General features: G+C 38.3%; 13 protein-coding genes. 3 read left to right on the top strand and 10 right to left on the bottom strand.

Annotated elements, in window-relative coordinates:
• Positions 1-222: 222 nt before the first annotated feature.
• The 5 genes from ACWQ4X_RS14905 to ACWQ4X_RS14925 form a co-directional block, all read right to left on the bottom strand.
• On the bottom strand, positions 223-1,572 hold the full coding sequence (locus ACWQ4X_RS14905; RefSeq protein WP_047471638.1) for an ISL3 family transposase: 1,350 nt from the start codon (positions 1,570-1,572) through the stop codon (positions 223-225).
• Positions 1,573-1,584: 12 nt separating this feature from the next.
• The gene (locus tag ACWQ4X_RS14910; RefSeq protein WP_457904167.1) at positions 1,585-4,869 is read right to left on the bottom strand and encodes a type I restriction endonuclease subunit R; all 3,285 of its coding nucleotides are present in this window, start codon (positions 4,867-4,869) and stop codon (positions 1,585-1,587) included.
• Between the two features lie 16 nt (positions 4,870-4,885).
• Entirely contained in the window at positions 4,886-5,926 is a 1,041-nt protein-coding gene (locus ACWQ4X_RS14915) for an Abi family protein (RefSeq protein ID WP_457904168.1), read from the bottom strand.
• Between the two features lie 140 nt (positions 5,927-6,066).
• Positions 6,067-7,395 carry a restriction endonuclease subunit S gene (locus tag ACWQ4X_RS14920; protein ID WP_078389070.1) on the bottom strand — a complete coding sequence of 443 codons (1,329 nt, stop codon included), beginning with the start codon at positions 7,393-7,395 and terminating at the stop codon, positions 6,067-6,069.
• Between the two features lie 2 nt (positions 7,396-7,397).
• Positions 7,398-9,401 carry a type I restriction-modification system subunit M gene (locus ACWQ4X_RS14925; protein ID WP_078389069.1) on the bottom strand — a complete coding sequence of 668 codons (2,004 nt, stop codon included), beginning with the start codon at positions 9,399-9,401 and terminating at the stop codon, positions 7,398-7,400.
• Between the two features lie 168 nt (positions 9,402-9,569).
• Here ACWQ4X_RS14925 and ACWQ4X_RS14930 point away from each other — a divergent pair, with 168 nt between their 5' ends.
• Entirely contained in the window at positions 9,570-10,235 is a 666-nt protein-coding gene (locus ACWQ4X_RS14930; protein ID WP_078389068.1) for a hypothetical protein, read from the top strand.
• A gap of 321 nt (positions 10,236-10,556) precedes the next feature.
• On the opposite strand, the gene ACWQ4X_RS14935 is transcribed toward ACWQ4X_RS14930, so the two are convergent.
• Positions 10,557-13,400, bottom strand: a complete 2,844-nt coding sequence (locus ACWQ4X_RS14935; protein WP_098733204.1) for a hypothetical protein — start codon at positions 13,398-13,400, stop codon at positions 10,557-10,559.
• A 297-nt stretch (positions 13,401-13,697) separates the two neighbouring features.
• On the opposite strand from ACWQ4X_RS14935, the gene ACWQ4X_RS14940 reads away from it, so the two are divergent.
• Complete coding sequence (locus tag ACWQ4X_RS14940) at positions 13,698-14,360, top strand: head GIN domain-containing protein (protein ID WP_044112290.1); 663 nt, start codon at positions 13,698-13,700, stop codon at positions 14,358-14,360.
• 144 nt (positions 14,361-14,504) lie between these two features.
• On the opposite strand, the gene ACWQ4X_RS14945 is transcribed toward ACWQ4X_RS14940, so the two are convergent.
• From ACWQ4X_RS14945 to ACWQ4X_RS14960, 4 genes are all read right to left on the bottom strand, one after another.
• On the bottom strand, positions 14,505-16,172 hold the full coding sequence (locus ACWQ4X_RS14945; RefSeq protein WP_010591044.1) for a virulence-associated E family protein: 1,668 nt from the start codon (positions 16,170-16,172) through the stop codon (positions 14,505-14,507).
• A 28-nt stretch (positions 16,173-16,200) separates the two neighbouring features.
• Positions 16,201-17,109, bottom strand: coding sequence for a hypothetical protein (locus ACWQ4X_RS14950; RefSeq protein ID WP_457904169.1), 909 nt, complete (start codon positions 17,107-17,109; stop codon positions 16,201-16,203).
• A 68-nt stretch (positions 17,110-17,177) separates the two neighbouring features.
• Positions 17,178-18,377, bottom strand: a complete 1,200-nt coding sequence (locus tag ACWQ4X_RS14955) for a hypothetical protein (protein ID WP_005028487.1) — start codon at positions 18,375-18,377, stop codon at positions 17,178-17,180.
• Between the two features lie 1,096 nt (positions 18,378-19,473).
• Positions 19,474-19,995 carry a hypothetical protein gene (locus tag ACWQ4X_RS14960; protein ID WP_005028478.1) on the bottom strand — a complete coding sequence of 174 codons (522 nt, stop codon included), beginning with the start codon at positions 19,993-19,995 and terminating at the stop codon, positions 19,474-19,476.
• Between the two features lie 355 nt (positions 19,996-20,350).
• Between ACWQ4X_RS14960 and ACWQ4X_RS14965 the strand changes: the two genes are divergently transcribed.
• A complete protein-coding gene (locus ACWQ4X_RS14965; protein ID WP_024160892.1) occupies positions 20,351-23,014 on the top strand; it encodes a type IA DNA topoisomerase in 2,664 nt (887 codons plus the stop codon).
• The last annotated feature ends 12 nt before the right edge of the window (positions 23,015-23,026 follow it).

Genomic DNA, 23,026 nt, shown 5'->3' on the forward strand with positions numbered 1-23,026 from the left:
AACTAGATCAATTGTAGATTTTTAAAAGGTAATGTTATGCCGAACAAAGATGATGAACATGCAACTAAATAAAGCTTTCTACCTTTACCTTACTTTTGTAGCGATTCTTTGGGCTATTATCTGGTGGTGTTTACTGATTAATATGCACCAGTACTTTAGTGCGGTTTTTTATGTTTTAACGGGGTACTATTTTATTAATAAAATTTTGATGAAAATTAGTCCTTATATGGTTGAAATTAGTTCTTCATCTAAATATTCATCACCGCCATACAATTCAACCAAGGTTGGAATATAAGCGCCATATTCCAACTTATTATTCTCTTGCTTGGTTGGAAATGCAGTTAAACCCTCATAACCTTCGGTTGATTTTAATGAAGATGAAGGAGTCTTTAAAGTTGAAATAGATCGAGCCACTTTGTTATATAACATTTTTGCTCGAAGCACCTCAAAGGTATATCCTCGTCCCATTCGATTTGCGACCCTTGTAATACCATTATGCCCCTCAGTATAAGCATTGGTAATTCTTATTGGCGCATCCCAATAGGTGAATATATCCTCAAAGTGATTATTCACAGTTTTAGCAACGTCACGGAAAGACTTTAAATATTTGGGAATACTGCTTTCCCATTCATGAAACCTTTGTATGGCATCGTCTTTGGTTGTTGCTTCATAAATATTATAAAACTGCTCTTTGAGGTCATAAGCTTCCTTAAACTCAGGATGCCATTTTTCTAAATTTCCTAAAATTCTTTGTTGATCTTCGGTCAATGAATTTGGTCGTCTAAGCAGTATCCACCGTAAATGTTTTTTCATATTCAGTCGGGCATCACGATCCAAACTATTTTGTAAAGCTTTACGTTCAGTGTCTAAAGCTTCACTTGCCATTCTCACTACATGAAACTTATCAATAACCAACTTGGCATTTGGTAGGTGCAGACGGAATGACTTTTTGAAGGGTCGCCACATATCACTACAAATCCATTCTACTTTTTCTGCATCAGGCAGTTTGGCGAAGTATGGTATCAATGTATCTTGAGTTCTTTCAGGCAACATATCATATAAGCTGTTCATAGCAAGGTTGGTGATGATACAGCGATATGTTCCCATCAATTTAAGTTCATCAATACCCATAATCGTTGGAGTTTCAAACTTAATATCTCGTTCTAATTCCTCCACGAAATCGAGCGTAATATTTTTAATGGTGTTCACGACTACACCCGTATCTTCGGCAAGCTGTGTAAAAGTTCGATCTAAGCAACGCTTGCGTACTTGCTGAATCAGCCGATGGGTCGCTCTGCGTTTTTCATCTAAGAAGCTGAGTTGAGGGGTAATCATGCTTTTGCATTCAGAACAGCGATAGCGTGTTCGTATCACCTCAATTTTTACAGGTTGCATCTGCAAGGGGGTATCAGCAAAATGATTGATACGCTGGCCGTGCTTATATAAGCGTCCACCGCATTCAGGGCATGTTTCCAAATGCTCACCGCTTGACTGTACGGTAATCATAATACAGCCATCTTCATTACGGTAATCTATCGGCTGTACACCTTCCAGTTGCAGAATATCAATCATTCCAATACTCCGTTATGTTAGACGATGCACATCAATGGTTTCACCATCTTTAAGCAATTTATACAGCACCTTGATCACATTCTGCATCGCTTGTGCATCGGTCTTGAGCAACAATGCTGATAAGTCTTGATGTGAGGTCAGTGCTTGAATAATTGCGCCTTTCGTTGCCGATGGCAAATTACCTTGCAAGGCTGTGGATTCAGGATTATTTTCAATCTGAGCCATAACTACATCGTTATTTCGTAGAATGGTTACTAAATGATTGATGTACACTACCTGTTCTTCACGGGTAGAAATATCCCCAAAGGTCTGTGCAATCAGCTCGATCACTTCTTTGAGATAAGTCATTTTGTTTGGCTGTAAGTCACCGTTCGCTGTGCCTTGGATGGGGGCTAATGATTGAGGTTCATCCGCTTCGGGATGATCGGTATCATCGGTTTTAAGTTTCTTTTTAAAGATGCCAAAGCCAGTCAGTACCAAGCCTGAAATATCAATTTCTTTAGCAGACATACCATTTAATCGTTTGGATAAGAGCTTGGTAAATGCCGAGAAGTTTTCAAGTTCAGGATCGCCAAAGTCAATAAGCTGTGCCACATAGGAATAAATACGGCCAAACTTATCCAAATTGCCCTTAAAGCGCATCAAGGTTTGTAATTCTACGTCTAACTGCTTGCGCTCAAATTCCGCTTTTTCTGCGCCTTCATCATTGCCGTCTGCTTTGGCTTGATCAAATACGGTTTCCTGTAGCTGAATCGCCTGTTTGAGCATTTTCAGTTTTTGGTTAAACAGGCGGGCGACACGATCGGTTGCTTTAAACAGGTCGGGATGTGTGGTTTCTTTGAAATCATGATTACTAATATCGCGGATAGTTTTAAAACGAGCTGCTTTAAACTCCTCCAAATCATCTTCGGTAATCAGATCAAGTTCTTCAATATTATCTTTGATGGTATAAACCACATTCGGGTCTTGTACATCCACCATTTTTGCCCCGTTGTCGTACTTCTTGAAGCACTTTAAAATCCATTCAGGGTCATTTACAAAGTCAATTACAAAAGTTTGATCTTTGCCTGTGGTGGTACGGTTTAAGCGTGACAAGGTTTGTACCACTTCAACTTCATTGGCAATGACTTTATCAAGATACATGGCGCAGAGTTTGGGTTGGTCAAAACCTGTTTGGAATTTATTCGCCACTACCATTAAACGATATTCAGGGCGGTCAAATGCGATGCGTAAATCAGAATTAGGTACATCGGCATTCATATTGGCTTCGGTAAATTCAGCATCTTCACCAACTTGAAATAGCGCCCCGTTTTCGTTATCACCATCTGCTTCATGGCTAATCTGTTTGCCAGTGAGCTTACCCGAAAATGCCACCAAGACACGGTAAGCACTGTATTCAGGGTTATCTTCAATATATTTTTCCAAGGCAATTTTATATCGTGCTGCCGCAGGGCGTGAACTGGTCACAATCATGGCTTTGGCTTGACCATTAAGCAAATTGGCAACATTGTGGTGAAAGTGTTGAATAATAAACTGCACCTTTTGCGTGACATTGGTCGCGTGTAAAGCCATCCAACGGGCTAAGGCTTTCTTGGCTGCTTTAGAATTGACCCGTTTATCATCATCAACAGCTTCACCGCCAAGTTTAAAAGCTGTTTTATAAGGCACGTAGCCTTGCAGTACATCTAAAATAAAGCCTTCTTCAATGGCTTGACGTTGCGGATATAGATGGAAGGATTCAGGCAAGTTATCATCACTGGCAGGCTCACCATTTTTAGTGCGCCCAAACAGCATTTTAGTCGAGTGTTTTGGTGTTGCAGTAAAGGCAAAGTGACTGATGTTTTTGGACTGTACACGCGCTTTTTGAATCTGCTCAAGCAATTCCTCAACAGTCAGGTTAGCCATTGCTTCACCCGACTGCAATGCCAATGTCGCTTGCAGTTTAGATGCTGTTGAGCCTGTTTGCGAGGTATGTGCTTCATCAATCACAATACCGTAGTTACGGTCGCTTAAACTGGTATTGGTCAGAATCGCTTCCATCACATGCGGGAAAGTCTGAATGGTCACAATAATGATCTGTTTATTGGACAATAGTGCATCTTCAAGCTGTTTACTTTTCGATTTGCCTGCATGTTCTTTGTCATCACGGTTAATTGCAGCAATTAAGCCTTTCTGATGATCTAATTGTTGAATCGCTTCCTGTAACTGGTCATCCAGTACCGTTCTGTCTGTCACCACAATGACGGAGTTATAAAACGGTGTACCGTCATTGTGACGCAAACGCACCAGTGAATGACACACCCAAGAGATTGTCGATGTTTTGCCTGAGCCTGCACTGTGTTCACACAGATAATTCAGTCCTACGCCTTTTTCTTGCACATCGGCAATGATTTTATTCACCGCATCAAACTGATGATAACGCGGGAAGATCAGACGTTCCTGTACCGTCCAATTACCATATAGATCGACTTTGTTTTTCTTTTCTACATAGACAAAATTATGGAAAATTTTCAGCCAATTATCACGTTGGCAGACATAATCCCAAAAATACGCCACTGGATAATCTTCACCTTTGGCTGAATCCGCAGGGGGGTTGCCTGCATGTCCCTGATTACCTTTATTAAACGGCAAGAAATAGGTGCTTTCACCATCTAAAGCCGTGGTCATGGCAATTTCAGATTCAGACAAAGCAAAATGCACAATTGCACCACGCTTAGGTGTCAGCAATGGCTCTTTACGTCTTGTTTTAGGGTCTATCGGCTTACGGTCATTTTTATACTGCTCAATGGCATCTTCTAAAGACTGGTTAAACTCGGTCTTAATTTCCACCGTTGCCATTGGCAAGCCATTAATAAAAAATACGAGGTCTAAAATGCCTGCATCTTTGGATGGATGATATTTGAGTTGTGGGACAACACGTAGAATATTGGCGTTATAGCGGTCAATGACGGCTTGATTGCGTCCATCTTCGGGTGCGCTTTCACTGAGGTCGATTGTGCCTGCGCCCGCCATGCTAAAGCCATTACGAAAGATATGGATTGTGCCTTTCTTATTCAGTTCATCATCCAAGCGGTCGATGATGCGTTTTTCGGTATTATTGCCATTCAAGGCTTGCAGTTTTTCCCACTTTTCAGGCTGTGTGGCTTGAATCCATGTGATTAAATCTTCGGGATAGAGTGCATATTCGGTATGGTAGTTTTTACTTTGCCCAACCACCCAACCTTGCGCTTGCAGTTTTTGCACAATATAGACTTCTAAGTGACTTTCATAATGAGCTTTGTCTGTCAAAATATTCATGCTTTTTCCCTAATTTTTAATTCTGTTGTAATGCGTATTGCCAAAACGGGTCTTGATACCATAACTCAGGCATTCCCATGTTGGCTTTGGATAGTGATGGATACTGCTCAATTAAATCTTTGAGTCGTTTTGCCCATGTTGAATTTGGGCTGATCTTATAAAGTAAGGTTTGTATTGCCACCAAAAGCATATAGGTACGCTTCTCATAGCGAATCGCGGTATTACTCAATATGATTGGTTGTTGAAGCCATTGAATTGCATTTGACGTTGGAATCTTGATACTTCGCCCATGTTCTTTATTCCATAGTCGGCTATGGTGGGCGCAAATATTGCGTACATCATTCAGCGTTTTCAGCCATGATTCTAAAACTTCGGCATGTATTCCTAAGTTTTGAGCAATCTGTTTTTTGGCTTGAGTCGATTTAAGTCCAACATAAAGATGGCTGAGTTCGCCCCAAGTCAGCATTTCAATCATCATCCACGAAGGCGGTAATTTTGGACTGTCATATTTAGATAAATAGTGGCGTAAGAAGTTTTCTTTACGCACTTTGTCTTTCAAAGCATCTTTATCAGCTTGCGATACAGATTTACGTTGATCAATGGCTTTTTCATCACGCTCTAAGCGGCTTTTTTCATCCAGTAATTGCCGTTCAATACTGGCAAGCAAGCGCATGTGGGCATAGCCATAATTAAAATGCTGTTCATCGGTGTACCAAAAAGCATCATTGGAAAGATGACATAACACATTACAAATTTGTGCCCGTATAGCGACTTCGATACGTTCAATCGCATCCATAACCAAGAGCCGTAACTCCCGATCAAAGATATATAGATCGAGTACATCATCAAATGTGGTATTGGCTTTAAATTGATGTAAAACCGTTGAAGGCGTAGTGACAATTTGCTGAAATGGAATGGTATAAGCCGATAGGCGATAGTAGCCAATAAAGCTTAAATAGCGGTCTGCCCGTGCAAGATCAGGAATGTTCAAGCCACGGTCTTGCCATGTTTGCAGATGGTCTTGGTTGCTTTTTGCCTGTTTGGTGAATTGAACCATCGTCTTTTCTCAGGCAAAAAAAACCTGCCGATTTGTGCGTGAACAAGCGAACTTGAACCTAGGCATGGCAGGTATGTTGGAAAGAATAATGACAAATGTCGCTATTGAAGTAAAGCGAAATTTACACTTTGCTAAAGAAATCATGCGCCGAACGCCCTTACGTCAATTTTGCCTGTGACAGCATGGGAGATAATCGAAGCACGATATTCTTTAAGCTTTTCGATTAGTTCTGTTTGCTTGGCTTTTAATAATGATATTTTTTTACATTCATTATCTAAATACTCAACAATTAAATCTTGTTCATGAACTGGCGGCAGCCAAGAATATATGTCTTTTAATATACCTTGGGTAATACTAAAAACTTTAATACCTTTAACTTGTGTTTGAATTTGTTTGCGATGTGCATTTGAATCAAATATGTATGCAAAGAATCTCGGTTTTTGTTTCGATTTTAAACGAGCAATAACAGTATGATACCCTGCGAAAACTTGGGAATTACTATTTAAATATGAGAAATTACCTGAACCTTCAAAATCTTCTGATGTATCAGCAAAGATAAAATCACCACTATTCAAAAGGCAGTTTTTTGAGGTTTCTAAATATTCTTCTGACACAAATTTCATGTCATTAATTTCAGGGTTAAATTCAAATCCAAATTTTGAGTGCACCTCACCATAACTAACACACGGAATTCCTGATTCCTGTAAGTTTTCTTTCGTGATACTTAGGCCTTTACTAAAATTGAATATGTGTCTGTTCTTTAACACCGTCCAATGCTCAGGCACTTCGCCCAACCATTCCACACCACTATCTTTCATTGGTGCATTAGGATTTAAACCTTTAGTGACAGCATGAGAAATAATCGACTTACGCTGTTCTTCTAAAAGCTCAATTAACTTTTCTTGTTTGGCGATGAGGTTATCAATTCGGGTGGTTTCCGTGTCGAGGAATGCAACGATTTTTTCTTGTTCCTCAATGCTAGGAAATGGCATTTTTAAAGTATTAAAAGTTTCACTCTGCAAACGCCATCTGCCCATCTGAGCAGCACCTTGACCAAAAGCAAAAAGAATTTTATTTCTATAACCTAATTGGAATAAATGTAAAAAATATTCTTTATTAACTTTTTTATTTCTAACTTCAAATACTCGGTAATCAGGGCTAGTAACACCTTTAACTTTGGCAATATCAATCCATCCCGTTAGTAAGTCCATGTGATTCATTGCAAAATCACCGATATTTACAATTTGGTATTTAGAATAATCTTGAGCCATTTGCCCCGCATTACTTTCAATATCTTTAATTTTTAAACCTTTTTGAGTAATTGAAAGAACATTAAAACCTAATGTTCCTGCAATACGCTTTTGGATTTTAAATACATACTTATTGGGTTTGACTTGCCAATGCTCAGGTACATCACCTAACCATTCCACACCGCTATTTTTATAGCTTGGGTATTGTTCAAATTGCATCTTTAAACCTCCCCAAGCAATTGCGCAACTTCGGCAGACAGTTCTTTAATCTCCGCCATAATCTCATTCGGGTGGCGTGGCTGCTCAAACACATAGAAATAGCGGTTAAAGTTAATTTCATAACCGACCACACCCACTTGACCGTCTTTGCTGTCGGTATAGGTAGTATCAACTATCGCATCAGGCGCATGAGGAAGGACCTCTTTCGCCATATAAGCAGCAATATCTTGATTAAGCGGGATGTTCTCGTAATCGGTAAGGTCAGTATCCATTTGCACTTCACCATTAATTTCAACGGCTTCGGCATCAGGATTTTGTACCCCAAACGCAGCGATCAAAGCATTCTTTAAGCCCTTACTGACTTTGCTGAGTGGTAGATTTTTCAGGAATGTATTGTCAAACCAAGCATAGTCTTTGCTGTCACCAAACTGCTGCTCAATATGAGCTGATACCGCATTTTGGTCGCTGTCGGATAACTTGCTAAACTCTTTTGATGCTTTAAACAATTCCAGTTTTTCCGCATCAAATTGAAGATCAATGCGTAGAGGGCGCAAGACTTTGACTCGGCGGTAGCCAAAATCGGTATAGTCAAAAATCTTACTCACCGAACTTTCTTCAAAGTCGGCATAAATACGGCTAATTTCATCAATCGAATTTTGGTCAATAAACTTACGCTTATTACCTTCGTTTTTGCGCATAGATGAACCCATAGCAGTTGCATCAATGAGCTGTACTTTGCCTTTGCGCTGTTCAGGTTTACGGTTTGAGATTAACCAAATATACGTTCCAATACCTGTACGGAAGAAAATATCGGTCGGTAATGCCACAATTGCTTCGAGATAATCATTTTCTAAAATAAAGCGTCTGATTTCAGATTCACCTGAGCCTGCACCACCGTTAAAGAGTGGCGAACCTGAAAGCACAATCGCACCACGACCACCACCATTTTCGGGCAGTTCTAGTTTGGAAATTAGATTTTGTAAAAAAAGCATTGAGCCGTCACTAGCTTTAGGCAAGCCCGCACCAAAACGCCCATTTAAGCCTTTTTCTTTATGCTCTAATTGAACCGCACTGGCATCTTTCGCCCAAGACATGCCGAAAGGTGGGTTAGAACATTGATAATGGAAACGCTGCCCTGCAAATAAGTCATTACTGAGGGTACTGCCCAATTTAATATTTTGCGATAAATCACGGCTTGGGTCAGAATCCAGTTTTTTGAGCAACATTGAACCCAATGCGACCGCATGAGTTTCAGGCTGCAATTCCTGTCCGTGGGGTACAAGTACAGGGGCAACTTTATAAAGGTCCTTAAAACCGTCTACATAGTTCATCATGTCGGTTAGGAAGCCCGATGTACCGCACGTTTGATCATAGATAGTTCTGATTAAACCATTCTTTTGTTCAAATAGCTCATTATCAGGCTCAAGCAATAAAGTCGCTGCCAAATGTACAATATCACGCGGGGTCATAAAGTCCTCTGACCCCGTACCGACTTCTGCACCAAATCTAGCGATTAAATGTTCATAGACATTACTCATGGTGCGGTCAGGAACAACATTCGGATGTAAGTCGATGGCAGCAAAATTATTGCAAATGCGTAGCAGTAAATTCGCTTTAGAAAGCTTGTTAATCGTTGTATTGAAGTCAAACTGTTCAAAGATCACACGCACGTTTTCAGAAAAATTGGAAATGTAATCTTCAAGGTTGGCTTTGGTTTTTGTACCGCCTAAATTGGAAAGGTTATAAGTCGATTTGTTATAGAACGGATTGCCGCTTACGTTAGTAAGAATATCGTCAAGCGCCATCCCTTGATCTTTAAATTGCGCATAAGTATTGAGAACAGCATCTTTAGTTGGCTCAAGTACACATTCCAAACGTCTTAATACCGTAAAGGGTAAAATGATTTTACCGAACTCTGTATGTGGGAAATCACCCCAAAGATCATTTGCATTGTTCCAAATAAAACTTGCCAGTGTAGATTCGGTATTGTTTGGTGCAGATGCCATTTTGTTTTTCAACCTTATTTTGCAATAGTTAAATATTATGCAATTAACGTAGATTTTTCAACCTTGAAATGCAATATTTAAAAAATTCAAATCTGACTACTTTTTTATTTCATAATAAAGACTTAATGTTAAAATTTATCACAGGATAATCATTAGGCTTGGTGTGAGATGCCAAATAAGCAAGAAAAAATAACAGCATTTGGACAGTTTCGTATCTTAAAAATTGGAACAAAGTATATTCAAGCTGAACTGATCGGTAGTGTAAAAAATTATCAAGCCCAACTTGTTAAAAATGCCGTGCTATCAGATATAGAAATAGGTGCAACCATTTTTCTGCGAGTAAATGATCAATCTACCCAAAACAGATACGGCACTAAAGTTCAGTTTGAACCAATTGAGCTTTTAACTGACCAAGCTGAAATTGAGAAATACATTTTGGCTGACAGGAAGCGAGTAGCAGAAATTTACATTCAAGCAGCACAAGAAAATTTGGATAAAGGTTGGTATAGCGGTGATGCCATAGATAAGGCACTATTTTTTAGCGCAAGCCATCCAACTTATAAACCAATCAATATTGAGCTACGCCACAGACGACTCAAAAATATCATTCATGCTTGTTGTAATTATCAGTACAAAACAACAGCACACTTCATTCATTTGTGTCGAGCAACTATAGATATGTACAAAGATGAACAACGATTGAGTGATTTGGAATTAAGCCAGTTTGAACAAAGCATCATTAAGATTCAATCTGATTTGAATTTATCAGAAGAAAATGCTCAACAAAAAGCAAATGAATATTTGAGTCAACTAAAAGGATTATTAAAAAGCTAAATTCACTTTCAACCTTATAATGCAAATTTTAAAAATGATTAGCTCAAGTAGTTTCAACCTTAGATTGCAAAATTAGAGTTTGTTAAGTTAAAAATAAGGTGAGATTTATAAAAATCCCACCCTAAAATGCAAATAGCCCTTAAAAGAGGTGGAGAGTATGGGCTATAAAGAGATTAAGTGTTTAGGCTTCAAGTTCTTTAATAGCGATCCTCGTGGTGAAACTGATTTTGCACTGGATTTTAGGGCAACATTGCCACACTAATCTTGAAAACATTGACTCAAAAAGAAGCCCCGATATTCGGGGCTTTTTCATATCTGCTTTTACATATCGAACGACTGTCCACGTTCGTTAGTTTTGTTTAAATTCTGCGGTTCTATACCATACAGCTTTAGACCATCACCTAGAACGAGATCATCTACACGCTTTTCAAAACGAGTAAAGAAATCGTTCAGTCTTTGGAAGACTGGTGGTTCATCTAACAGTTTGGCCATGTTGTTTAATGTTTTACTTAGACTGTTCACAAGATTGAACTTTTGTTGACGGTCCAAAGACAAGCTGTTCGATGTATCTAAAAGGGTGGTGAGGCTTTCTTGAACCTTTAGATAGTTTTGATCATTGGTCACATTACTGACAATCAAATGCACTACTTTGTTTTTGATCTTCAATGTATCCAGATTCAATTGATCAAATGCAATGGTCCTATCAGTAAGATTTTCTCTAAATGTTTTGAGATTCTGCCACTCTGGATGTGCAGCCTCTAAATCAGATAAAACTTTCATGATTGACGCACGGTATTCGCTATCAGACGCACTAATCACAAAAAGTTCAGGATACGACCGCTTCTTAGAAACTTCTTCCTGAGCTTTATTGAGCTTATCTTCAGCGACAGCAATTGAACCCTCAACATCGGCATTACTAATACCAGCTTCATGAATTAACTTTCTAGCTTTATACATTTCTGCTGAATGAAGCCAAAAAGCGGTAAAGATAGCTGACTTAGCGTAGCTTTGATGATCGATACCTTGCTGAAGGTTTTGTTCGGGAATGGTCGAACGATCCACACTCTGCAATTTAACTGTATCTTTGTTGATGTCCTTGGATACATCAATATGTACTTTGGTATTTTGCATGCTATCCATACTTGGGTTTGTGCTAGTGGTTGGTTCTTTGGCACCCATTTTCTCGAATTCAATATCACCGGCTTTAATCTTTTGATGGCCATCTGCAGTAGCTACAACTTTCAAAACATCATTTTGAACTTTGGTGACATCAATTTCAGAAAGGATCTCCATATAAGACTTAATGCCCTCAAGAGTCATGACGGGCGAAGATACAGGTGCCGTAGCGGTTGGAGTTGATTTATCATCAAATGCTTTATCAAATGACGGCGGTTGGTACTTTGGTTTTGCATAGGATTTCGTGCTACCTGTACCAGCTGGTCCATCATAGTTAGCTTTTGATAGATCTTGTTTACGCTTTTCAATATTTGCGTTGTAATTTTCAATATTTGCTTGGTTTTTAGCTCGTATGTTCTGCAATTCCAGATATTTTTCATCTGATTGTGCAATCACAATGCCGTAATTCGGTTGGTATTCTTTATTAGGGAACTTGGCTGCATAAGCTTCGCGTTGACGGTTGTAGCGGTTAATTGCATACGCAACTTCAGGGATCTTGTTGTCTATACGTTTGACGGCGTTATTTAGTTCTTTTGCCAACTCTGCAGCTAAACGTTCAACTCCTAAATATTGACGAGCATCATCCCAATCAGAAACAGATAATTTATTTTGGAAAACTGGGGGTAGGGTGATACGTGTATTTTCATGTTTGCTCACATCACCTAACACACCACTTAATGAAAAGTTGTGACAAGCTTCTTGTAAGCCAGGATTCAAACCAGACTCAAGCGTTTGGCCAGCATCGTTATCATAACCAACAAATATATTGGCTTCAGGATTGATGCTGCGGATAAGCTCAGCAACACTTGAGATATTGGATTTACTGTATGACGCTAAAACTTGTGTGTTTTCTGCAGTAAAACCCTCACCCAATAAACCAAGCTCTAAACCAGCATCCAACGCCTTACGTGCGCTGATCGCTGTTGCCCAACCCTCCTTGATCAAATAGTTCTTTGCATTTGGGTTAAAGACTTCATAGCCAACATCAGGATTTTTGCTAACAGGCAAGAATGCATCTTTCGTTTTGGCTTTATCAAAAAAGTACTTGCCCTTATGCAGTACTTCTTCAAGCTTGTTGGTTTCTTTGTTGCGCTTTTTTTGGCGATGGTGGGTGATACGCTGTAAATTGACGACTTTGTTATTGGTGTCAATTAACGGTGCAAGAATGACAGCTCTGCTTTTACGTAAATCAAAGCCTTTTTTCTTTTCGCCCTCAAGCTCAGGTTCAAAGTTGATAAAATGCTTTTGATACGCTAATACATTCTCTACTGTTTCAACGAGAAGCTGTTGATTGGTGGCTGATTCAGGAAGTTCACGCTTTACTGCTTCAATGGCTTCATCACGGGTAAAGTTATCTTTACGCATGATTTTAGCGCCGTATGGCTCTAGGTTCTTTTCAACCATATACGGCATTTGTCGAATGTCGCGTTTAAAGGTCTGAATGCTTCCAGTTTTATTATTAAAAAATGAATCGTCAATAACTTTACCAGCACGTTGCCACTCAATACGGATAGCGATTTGTGCAGCTAAGAGCTCTTTTTCTTGTTGAAGTAGATGCTTCTTTTGAGCTTCTTCAAACTCACGTACACGGCGATCAACATCTTCTTTGCTTGGTGGTTTGTAGTTAGGGTTTGAATCTCGTTGAGGCTTGATTACGTTCTTATAGTGGTCAGCAAAAGCAATTGAGATTTCAATGTCAGTTACACCAAAGCGGTGTCCTTTGAGCACTGGCCAGTATTCACCAGTATCACGGTTCATGTTTGGATAGATCCAATACATCCCTCGTGGTTTGACATTGTTGCTACTTGATTTACTAGGGTTATCTGATTCGGTGAGGCAAGGCACTTTTTCATCAAATACGGTCACGAATTGATATTTACCAGATGACTTGAATACGAATCCGTAGTTTCGCTCCAGTTCTTCTTGGAAAAACTGAAACATCGTATTTAAATCACAATTATGTCGGGCGCTCGGTACTTTCTCAGCCATAACAATTCCAATTTCTAATATATATTCAGGTGCAATGTGCTACCCAGGTTGCATAGGACTATTAATCATATGCTTAAGAAAATTTATACTTTTAGTATATACCGATTCTAAAAACATTTCTGTTTAATCTTTAATATAAGCTATGTCTAATAAAGGTTTAAAGAAAAATTAAAAGTTTTAATTTATTATTTTAATAAAAAAGATTTAAGCCCTCAATGTTATAATTTACAGACAATAAATAGGTTATGAGTGACCACTTATTTAGGGTTAAATTACTTTTATTAATTTGAGGTTTATATGTCAAAACAGTTTTTTTCGGGTTCTGTTGTAATCAATGGCAACGCCAATGTATACAGTTCAGGTTCAAACCATCAAATCGTTGGAAGTGGAAAACGAGTGACTAAGCAAGTACCTGTAAGCCCATTTAACGAAATCTGTATGAAAGGTCCAATGAGTCTGAAGTTTTTTGCTTCAAGTGATTCTAAAATGGAAATTACTGCAGACGATAATATTGTGGATCTTATTAGTGCTACTTTTCAGGGTGGTGTATTGGTTTTAGCTATTCAGGACAATGTGAGTTTTAGTACTCGTTCACCGTTAGAAGTATCGATCACTTACCCAACTTTAAAAGCTATTGATTTAAAAGGTTCAGGCAATATCCAGATCTTAAATCTAAATGAAGATAAATTTACCGCAAGTATTAGTGGATCTGGAAATATGGATTTAGACGGTACCATTGAACACTGTGTCTTATCTTTGAAAGGATCAGGCAATTTTGATGCGTTACCACTGAAAAGCACCAATTTAGAAGTGGCGCTATCTGGTTCAGGCAATATCTTTTGTACAGCTATCAATTCAGCTCAAGTACAGCTTTCAGGCTCAGGCAACGTTAAAGTTTATGGAAACCCAATCCATAAGACACAAAACCGAACTGGTTCAGGACAAATTAGTTTTAAATAGGTCGATAAACCTAGTTGTAAGACACTAAACCGAACTAGATCAGGAAACATTTGTCTTAAGTAGATCGATAAACCTAGTTCAATGAAAGTTTAGAGAAAAATAAACCCCAAAAGTTTGCTACCTTTGGGGGTCTATGTTTGACATTCAAATTATCGAAATAAAAATATTATTAATGAAGTTTTCGGACCATTCAGGATCGTTCGATTTACTCAAAATATCTTTGAGCCAAACCTTTAATGTTTCAATTGGATAATCTGCATTTTTGTATAAGTTAATCACGGTGATAATCTGTTGATTCAGTGCTGTTGTTGAATCATTACGTGCGATCATTTCTACAAGTTTTGTGTAGGCCTGAAGGAGTTCTGGTTCTTCAGCTCCAGTGACTTTACGGGGTTGCTTGCTAATCTGGCCAAGAATCTCAATAAATTGTTCTTTGACCAGCTCAATCGGGTGGATCTGACTAAATCCCTGTTGAGTCAGTAAGGCGTATGCGCGTAAAACCAAGCTAAACCAATTCTTTTTGGTCATGCTATCAGGATAGAGGCCTATATCATCCAACTGTTGTTTGATGCCAAAGAATAGGGCACTGATAGAGTAGTTCGGGTTAACCGTGCTTTGAATTGCAGTCGTCCACACGGCATTTTGCATTTTATGACGTATAACATCACGCGTGTAATCAACGCCGTATAAACATTTAAAATCGTTCCAGTCACTTAGATCTAGCTGTTCTTCAGTAAATTCAGGTCCAATCATGGCTGCGTTTACAGCTCGGCATGCTTCTGTTGCGTAATAGATACCGGGATTGCGCTTTATTTTGCTTTCTAATGCTGTTTTATGGTCATTATCATTGAAAATATAGAAGCGTGAAAACGGGAATTCGGCACGGAAATCACGTACTACATTCATGATGTTGCCAGCCACGTACACAACAATGACTGGAATAGAGTATTGAATTGATTCTGCAATTGCTTCACCAGTGGCGTAGCCCTCACAAAAGATTATCCGATCTTGGTTCCATGCATCCAATGGATCTTTATATAAGATTTTGAAAGCGCCGTTTGCAAGTACACCACGTAATGTAAACTTATCTTCACCACGCTTGTTTTTGTGTTCAGCGATGGTCTGAAGGAAAATGATTTGATTTTTGAGGTTTTGCCCCTCAACTAAAAGCTTGTTCTGGCGTAGCGACTGTTGATCTAGATCTGGTTGCAGATCAATAATACGGTTCAGAATAATGGTGTTGTTCTTGTGTTGAGGGTAGTACTGGCTGACATAATCAATCAGCTCATTTTTAGTGAAGTTGCTTGGATTGTACAATCTAGCATGACTGAAGCTAATCTGCTTTTTCACATTGTAGTTGTGTGGACGGTTTGACAAGGGTAGGCTTCTGGCCCATTCAAAACCCATATAGATTTGAGCCAATATCTCTTGGTCTTTTTTGTTCTTCTCAGCACTTTTGCATGAGTTTAAGAAGCGTTTAAGATCTTCTTCTTGCTGTTCCTTGGTATATACGGTGTCACCAGGTTGCAGATCCATTTCTTGAATGTATTCATACAAGCTGTAAGTGAAGTTTGCACCGCCAGCATGAAACCAACCATAAGACATACGTGCGTTATCTAGATCTACAAGATACCAGGCCGTTTTTTTCTTATTTTTTGTGGCGTCATTGTGGTGATTGGTTCTGAGGTAAATACGTTTAGAGCTTCGTTCAAGCTGAAAGTCACTCTCACGATCAAATACAATGCCCTCATTTTCAAGATGCGATCTAAATATTTTAGATAGCGTACCAATATCGATACCATACTTGATCATGAGGGGGTTCATAAATAAAGAAACTCACTTATAAATATTTTATAACCAGCGGTTGAGCAACGACATATTTTGATGGGTTGTTAGTTTGCAACGTGATTTCATGAGCGTAATGCCATGCCTTAGTGATACGGTTTAGGATGACACTTTCAAGGTCGTCTTCTAAGAATTCGTAAAGATTAAATCGCACGTTGTTTAAGATCAGTTTTTTATAACCTTTCACAAGGGTATTTAAAAAATTCTGGGATTGGTCCATAAAGGCGTTAACGTCAGCATCATAACTTATTGTGTTATTCACGACTGCATTATAAAAGTACTGCTCAGAATCAATTTTAATAATATGCATCTGCTCTAAGAATGACTCTAAATAAGCTGGATGCATATTTTTACTTAAAAACTTACAGATCCGCTTATTCTTGTTGTCGTTAAAATAGATGTATTTAGAGGTTAGCTCAGCATTAATCACTGTGACATATTCGCCGTCCACACGAAACTTCACGGTATTATTGTTGGTGAACTGCAGCATTAATTCTGTGAAGATATAGCTATCTAACGTTTTTTCATGCTTAAACGTCTGCTTGTCCAAGAAATAACTGTTGTACTGAAGATCTGCAACATTGGCATAGCTTTGAACGAATTGAGCTATGTCATTGTGCATGTTTTGGGTGTTGAGATCCGATACTTCAGTTGAAACCGATTGAAAGGCACTATTTTTATAAAGATGCCCTAATAATTCTGTTTGATTGTAGTTTTTAGGTTTAACTTTCAAGCCAACAGTAAACTCGTCTTGCTCATAATTCCCTTTAATTAGATTGCTTAAATAACTTTCAGCTTCTTGAAAAGATACGTTTCCAAGGTTGTCTAAAAATGATTTTAAGGAAGTGCCATCTAATCGTACTGCAACATGAGATATAAATGATGGATCGAACTCGAAACGCATAATACTTCATTGATTGAAATGGGTATTAAAATTATATAACAGGTTTAAGGAAAAAAGAATGAAAACCTTTAAGTATTATTACCATAAAAGTAATTTTGAATTGATTTAATAAGTTTAGTTTCGGTTTCTTGAGTATATAAACTACCTGAAATTAGTTTTAAGCCAGTATCAGTTTTAAGCCAATGTAGTGTATTAAAATGGTCATTAGCGATATGGCTACTCTTGTGCATGCGCGACACAAAACCAGTGTTCAGACCAGTATCAAACAGGCGTGGACAACTTGGTGCGTGGACATGATAGAGGACTTCACGGCGTTGATTGCTAGAGGGTGATTTACCTACGCCACGGCGTACTGGCATACCTTTGTGCTTTCTATAACTATTGAGAAATGAATCAATCGTATCGTTATACGTGGGTTGCATCAGGTAGCCACGGTGATTGTAGATGTCAGTTTTAGGATGAATAGAAAAATTAAATAAGCTAAGCATTTTACCAAGTAAGATTAATAGCTCAGGACTACCTTTAAGGTTGGTACCAATCAAACTATCTTTAATGGTTTTAATAGTATCCGTGCGATACTCTAAAACCACATAGTCTCCCCAATTAGAGGTTAAGCTTAAAGGATCTTCATCAGATATGTTGGCTTCAGTATCTTCATAGCAAAACACGATGATCAGTACTTTAACGTTGTTTCCGTTAAACAAAACTTCGTTTTGATGCGCGAAAAAACCATATAAAGGTTTGTCGTTGTGTCCTAGACCTGGTGTATGAATAAAGTTGGTCCACTGAAAGTAGTAATTCAGCAAATGACCATCGACATAGCGACCGTTTTCATCATTCAATAGGGTGCGATATACATCATTTTCAAGCTTTAGCACGGGTTGGCTGTACCGCCAAGCGCTCAACGCTGCAGTCGTAAATGCAAAGTCATAAAAGTTAAACTCAGGGTTCATATTTTTATAGAACAATGCATAAGGCTGTAACACACTTTCCCATACCTGTAATGGGATAAAGATGTTGGAACCCCACTTAGGAATCTCCGCAAAATAACCAGTGCCATAGGTATGATTTACGTTATCCCAAAACAGGCGTTCTAGCTGTTTATAGTCTGGAATGTCTTCGCTTTTAACCAATGATGCTGTACATAATGCTAACTTTTTCTCCAGTGCCAATAATTGACTGACAGGAGGGTATAAGCGACCAGCTTTTTGCGTAAAAACTTCCGCATTCAACTTTGATATAACATCAGCAAAGATTGAATCTTTCACTATACTGGTCTTCCATAAAAGGTGTGTGAGGGTGGCTAATTAGTATAAGGCATTCTAACAAGTTGTATGTATTCTATAAGGCGTAAAACTCTAAAAAGTTGATAATATATATCAGTTTTTAAAGCATTCACATTTCATACATAATTCTAACCTTGCTCAAATATAACATCATATTGTTTGCGATTTCTAAACAACAGTTTAACTAATCTGCAATATATCAGGGTAGAGCTGAGTATAGGGCTTAATCATTACTTTTGTTCAGCATGAGATAATAGTTTGTGGAATTTCCGTGAATATGATTAAAAAAGCTTTAAAACTTATTAGAGATCGGTTATATTACGAATCAAGGGATATTACCCTATTTAATAAACTATTAGACTGAGATTGTTCTAATAGTTTTTTTTTGCCCTTTTTTTGACATTTCCTGTTTTTTCTTCTATAGCTTCTGCTATATTTCTCCATATTTTACTCTATTTTTCGTTATTTTGATTAATTTTTAATCAATGTTAAAAGCTTAAATAATCAGCAACTTAGCCATTTATACCCACTACTATCCACAAAAACCTGTGCATAAAAAAACCAAATATTAAATCCCAAAATGGAATTTCTTCAATTTTAAGCTATAATTATGCTCATAGTTTTAATCATTGTAGTGGACTTAGTTATGAGCCATGTAGACCAAATAGAAACGATTAAAATTACTAACCGCGAAATCGGAATATTGCCTAACAATGTGCCAGTAGTAGATCAGTTTTTGAATAACTACCGCACACATAAAGCATCAACGACTCATTCAGTGGCTAGTAATTCACCTTTAATGAACATTACCAATTCAATGCATGTGCATCGAGTAGAAGATTCCCCCTATACTCAACCTATTCGTAAACTTCATTAGAAATAAAAAAAGCAGCGATTTCGCTGCTTTTTTATTGCCTATTGCATTTCTTTAGTGCTGATCCATATAGCTTTGAGTGAGCTTCTTACGCTCGTAATTCTCTTTGAGCTGTATGCCAATACCAATAATTATTATAGGTAAAATGGCTAGGGCAAAAAGAATGCAGATCGAATCAAAAATTGGCCTGGGCATATGAGCGCATTATTGCGGATTCGCATTGGTTAATTCCTCCAGTGTTGGTGGTTTTGTGGCGACTGGTTCATTTGCTGGTGCTTCAGGTGACACTTCTGGTACTTCAGGTGATACTTCTGGTGTTGAATTTGGTTCTTGTTGTGGATCTAACTTGTCTTCATAAGACTCTTGTGGAAGGCTATTGCTTGCAACAAAGTTATCTAGAATATCCTGAGCCTTATATGCCTTATTGCATTCGTCATTTGAGGCGTACATTTCTTTTTGTACGCTATCGTCTAAATACTTTTCTCGGCCATCACTAACATCATCGCTGTAATAACCAGCTTTCTTAGCAGAATCTATATAAATGGAATAACAAATATTTAAAACATTACTACGCTCGTAATCATGTTTGTAATACCAGTCAATACTACGTTCCTTTGCATCAGTTTTCGTATCTTCAAGGTATTGATCTAAGCGTTTCTCTTGTGGCGTAGACGAACACCCGATGATTAACAATGAGGTGCTTAAAACTATAAGTTTTTTAATCATGGTTTTAGCTTAAAACAAACGATACCTTTATAGTACAACATTAATTCGTTAAATAATATTTTTGGAATTTTAATTTGTGACGGTTAAACAGTGCATTTTCAAACAATTAAGCCATTTTTTCCCATAATTTTAGATAAATATTGTTGTCTTTTTTCGCGTAGATTATTGAAAACAGGAAGTAATTTAACCACTTGAAATGTTCATCCAACTAAAGATTAAGAAATAAGCCCTTAAAAGTGTTTGTTTATCAACCCTTAAACCTATTTAAACATTTTAAAATTGTATATACTTAAACCATTACTAGATTAACTTCAGTAATTATTACTAAAGAAAGTTAAAAATTGGATGAATTTTAATGAGTAGTTTGTTCATAGTAGAGTCACCCGGAAAGGTCGAAAAAATTCAACATATCTTGGATGACCTGTATCCGCACGAATTCGTTGTACGCGCTTCAGTTGGCCATGTATGTGATTTACCTAATCATGAGATCGGTTTCTCATATCCAGCCTTTGTTCCTAAATACGAAATATCTCAAAATAAAACACGCGTTGTTCAAGAATTAAGACAGGCTGCTAAAAATGCAGATACGGTTTTCCTCGCAACTGACTTGGACCGTGAAGGTGAAGCCATTGCATATCACTTAAAACGTATCCTGAACTTATCTGACGATCAGTATATTCGCGTCAAATATAACGCTATTGATAAAACTACGATCGCTAATGCACTTCAAAATGGTGAAGAGCTGGATCAAGGTATGGTGGCATCTCAAGAAACACGCCGTTTCCTTGACCGTATGATCGGTTTTTACTTGTATGAGCCAATTTCAAATATTTTAAAAGGCAAATTTCCTGTTGGCCGTGTTCAATCTGCCGTACTCGTTGTGCTTGGTGATTTAGAAGATCTACTGAAAAACTTCAAATCACATGAACATTACAACCTTGAAGTAACTCTAAAACAAGGTTGGGCTGCGAAATGGGATTTTTCTAAGTGGCTTAATCCTGAAATGAAGGATGTGCACAATAACCAGTGGTTAGATAAAGCTTCAATTACCCGTCTACAAAGCGAAATTGATAAAAAAGACTTAACCATTACCAGTGTTGAAACTAAGCCATCTTTCCGTAGTGCTCCAGCGCCGTTTATTACTGTTGATCTGCAAGCTGCAGCTGCAGCGCGTCTTGGTTTGGATCTAAAACAAACTATGGATGCAGCGCAAAAGTTATATGAAGGTGGTTATATCACTTACCATCGTACTGATGCTGCCGTAATTTCGCCTGAGGGCATGCAAGCTCTAGAAGCTTTTGGTGAGAGAGAGGGCATTGCGATTATCGGCAATAAAGCCAAATCTCGCGATGGTGCTCAAGAAGCACATGAATGTATTCGTCCTAGTGACTTCTTTACCTTTGAAGCTGGTGAGGACAAAGTTCAAAAGGATCTATACCGTCTAATCTGGTTGCGTACTGTTGCATCGCAAATGGCTCCAGCTGAATACGAAGTTAAATCCGTTGTAGGTGTCTATAAAGATGTCACGCTCAATGTAGATGGTGAAAGCATTACTAAAGATGCTGAATTCAAAGCTTCTAGCCGTATCTTAAAGGAAGATGGTTGGTTGGGTTTATTAAAGACCTACAGTATTGATGAAAATGCACTTGAATACGTGGACGGTGAAGAAGATTCAGAAAAAGAACCTGAACATACGCTACCTATGGATATTGAGGTCGGTCAAAACCACAATGTTATTGCTGGTAAAGTTATCGCGACCAAAACCAAACCACGTTCACGCTACACCGTACCATCATTGGTCAAATTACTTGAGAAAAAAGGAATTGGTCGTCCTAGTACTTATCAATCAATCTTTGAACGTTTAATCAAGCACGGCTATATCAAGCTTGTTAAAAAGAAAATTGAAGTTACACCGCATGGATTGACCTTGATTCAAAACATTAGAGGTAAGTTTAGTTTTGCAGATCCGCTTTACACCAAAGAAATTGAAGAAACACTGGATCTAATCGCTACTGGTGATGCCGATTACAAACAAGAACTCCAAAAGTTCCATTTAGGGATTGAAAGTGAATTAGGACAGTTCTCAAAACATTGGCTTGATTCATTCCCTATCTACAAATGTAATAACTGTGATGACGGACGCATGTTGCCGAAAATCGGTACCAATCGCGACAAAACAACATCGGTCTACTGGTCATGTAATTCATGCAAAAGTTCAGCGCCAAACAGAAATGTTGATGGTAAAGATGAACCGGGTAAGCCAACTGTACGTGAGCCAACTACTCATTTATGTTTATGTGGCAAAACACTGACTCAGGTTACAACTGATAAATCTGTATTTTTTGAGTGCTCTCAACGTGCGTTCGTAGATGGCACCTGTAAAGAAACATACCGTTCTACAAATGACGAAAGCGGTAACTTGGTTCCTGATTTTGACGAATATCGCCGTAACCATACATACAAATGTCAGCTTGAAGGGTGTGGCGGTTGGTTGCGTGAGTTAAAAGGTATTTCAACTTCTTCAGGTAAGCCGTATCACTTCTTTTCTTGTGAAAAATCCAATCCAAACCTGAAAGGCAAAAAATGTAAGTCGGGTCCATTAGAGGTGTTCCCTGATGGTAGTCCTAACTACGAGCCAAGATTCCAAGTGACCAAAACAGAGTATCCATGTATCTGTAAAAAGCCTCTTATACATACCAAGTACCGCAAAGAACCTGGTGTTTACGAAGAGCGATACAGTTGTGAAGCTGCATCATGTAAACGTTATTTCGACATATTGCCAGATGGATCACCAGATACCCAACTTACAAAATCTCGCACTGGCAACGAAGCCAAGTGTTTTGAGTGTGGTCAGACCATGATTCAGTCTGCATTTAATTTACGTGGTGAACGTAAGTTTAAATGGGATTGCTTTAGCTGTGGTGCAAGTGGATACGACAACAACGGTGAGCCAGTTCAACGTGGTAAAAAGAAAGCCAAGTCTAAATCGACCTCTACAAAAGCTAAATCAAGTAAATAATTGAATAGGTGA

Source organism: Acinetobacter sp. NigerLNRRAM0016, from assembly GCF_054112845.1.

What these genes read in the sequence shown, in the direction of transcription:
- ACWQ4X_RS14965 (WP_024160892.1), top strand. Translation starts at nt 20,351, where the DNA reads ATGAGTAGTTTGTTCATAGTAGAGTCACCCGGAAAGGTCGAAAAAATT.
- ACWQ4X_RS14960 (WP_005028478.1), bottom strand. Translation starts at nt 19,995, where the DNA reads ATGATTAAAAAACTTATAGTTTTAAGCACCTCATTGTTAATCATCGGG.
- ACWQ4X_RS14950 (WP_457904169.1), bottom strand. Translation starts at nt 17,109, where the DNA reads ATGCGTTTCGAGTTCGATCCATCATTTATATCTCATGTTGCAGTACGA.
- ACWQ4X_RS14930 (WP_078389068.1), top strand. Translation starts at nt 9,570, where the DNA reads ATGCCAAATAAGCAAGAAAAAATAACAGCATTTGGACAGTTTCGTATC.
- ACWQ4X_RS14905 (WP_047471638.1), bottom strand. Translation starts at nt 1,572, where the DNA reads ATGATTGATATTCTGCAACTGGAAGGTGTACAGCCGATAGATTACCGT.
- ACWQ4X_RS14910 (WP_457904167.1), bottom strand. Translation starts at nt 4,869, where the DNA reads ATGAATATTTTGACAGACAAAGCTCATTATGAAAGTCACTTAGAAGTC.
- ACWQ4X_RS14925 (WP_078389069.1), bottom strand. Translation starts at nt 9,401, where the DNA reads ATGGCATCTGCACCAAACAATACCGAATCTACACTGGCAAGTTTTATT.
- ACWQ4X_RS14940 (WP_044112290.1), top strand. Translation starts at nt 13,698, where the DNA reads ATGTCAAAACAGTTTTTTTCGGGTTCTGTTGTAATCAATGGCAACGCC.
- ACWQ4X_RS14915 (WP_457904168.1), bottom strand. Translation starts at nt 5,926, where the DNA reads ATGGTTCAATTCACCAAACAGGCAAAAAGCAACCAAGACCATCTGCAA.
- ACWQ4X_RS14920 (WP_078389070.1), bottom strand. Translation starts at nt 7,395, where the DNA reads ATGCAATTTGAACAATACCCAAGCTATAAAAATAGCGGTGTGGAATGG.
- ACWQ4X_RS14935 (WP_098733204.1), bottom strand. Translation starts at nt 13,400, where the DNA reads ATGGCTGAGAAAGTACCGAGCGCCCGACATAATTGTGATTTAAATACG.
- ACWQ4X_RS14945 (WP_010591044.1), bottom strand. Translation starts at nt 16,172, where the DNA reads ATGATCAAGTATGGTATCGATATTGGTACGCTATCTAAAATATTTAGA.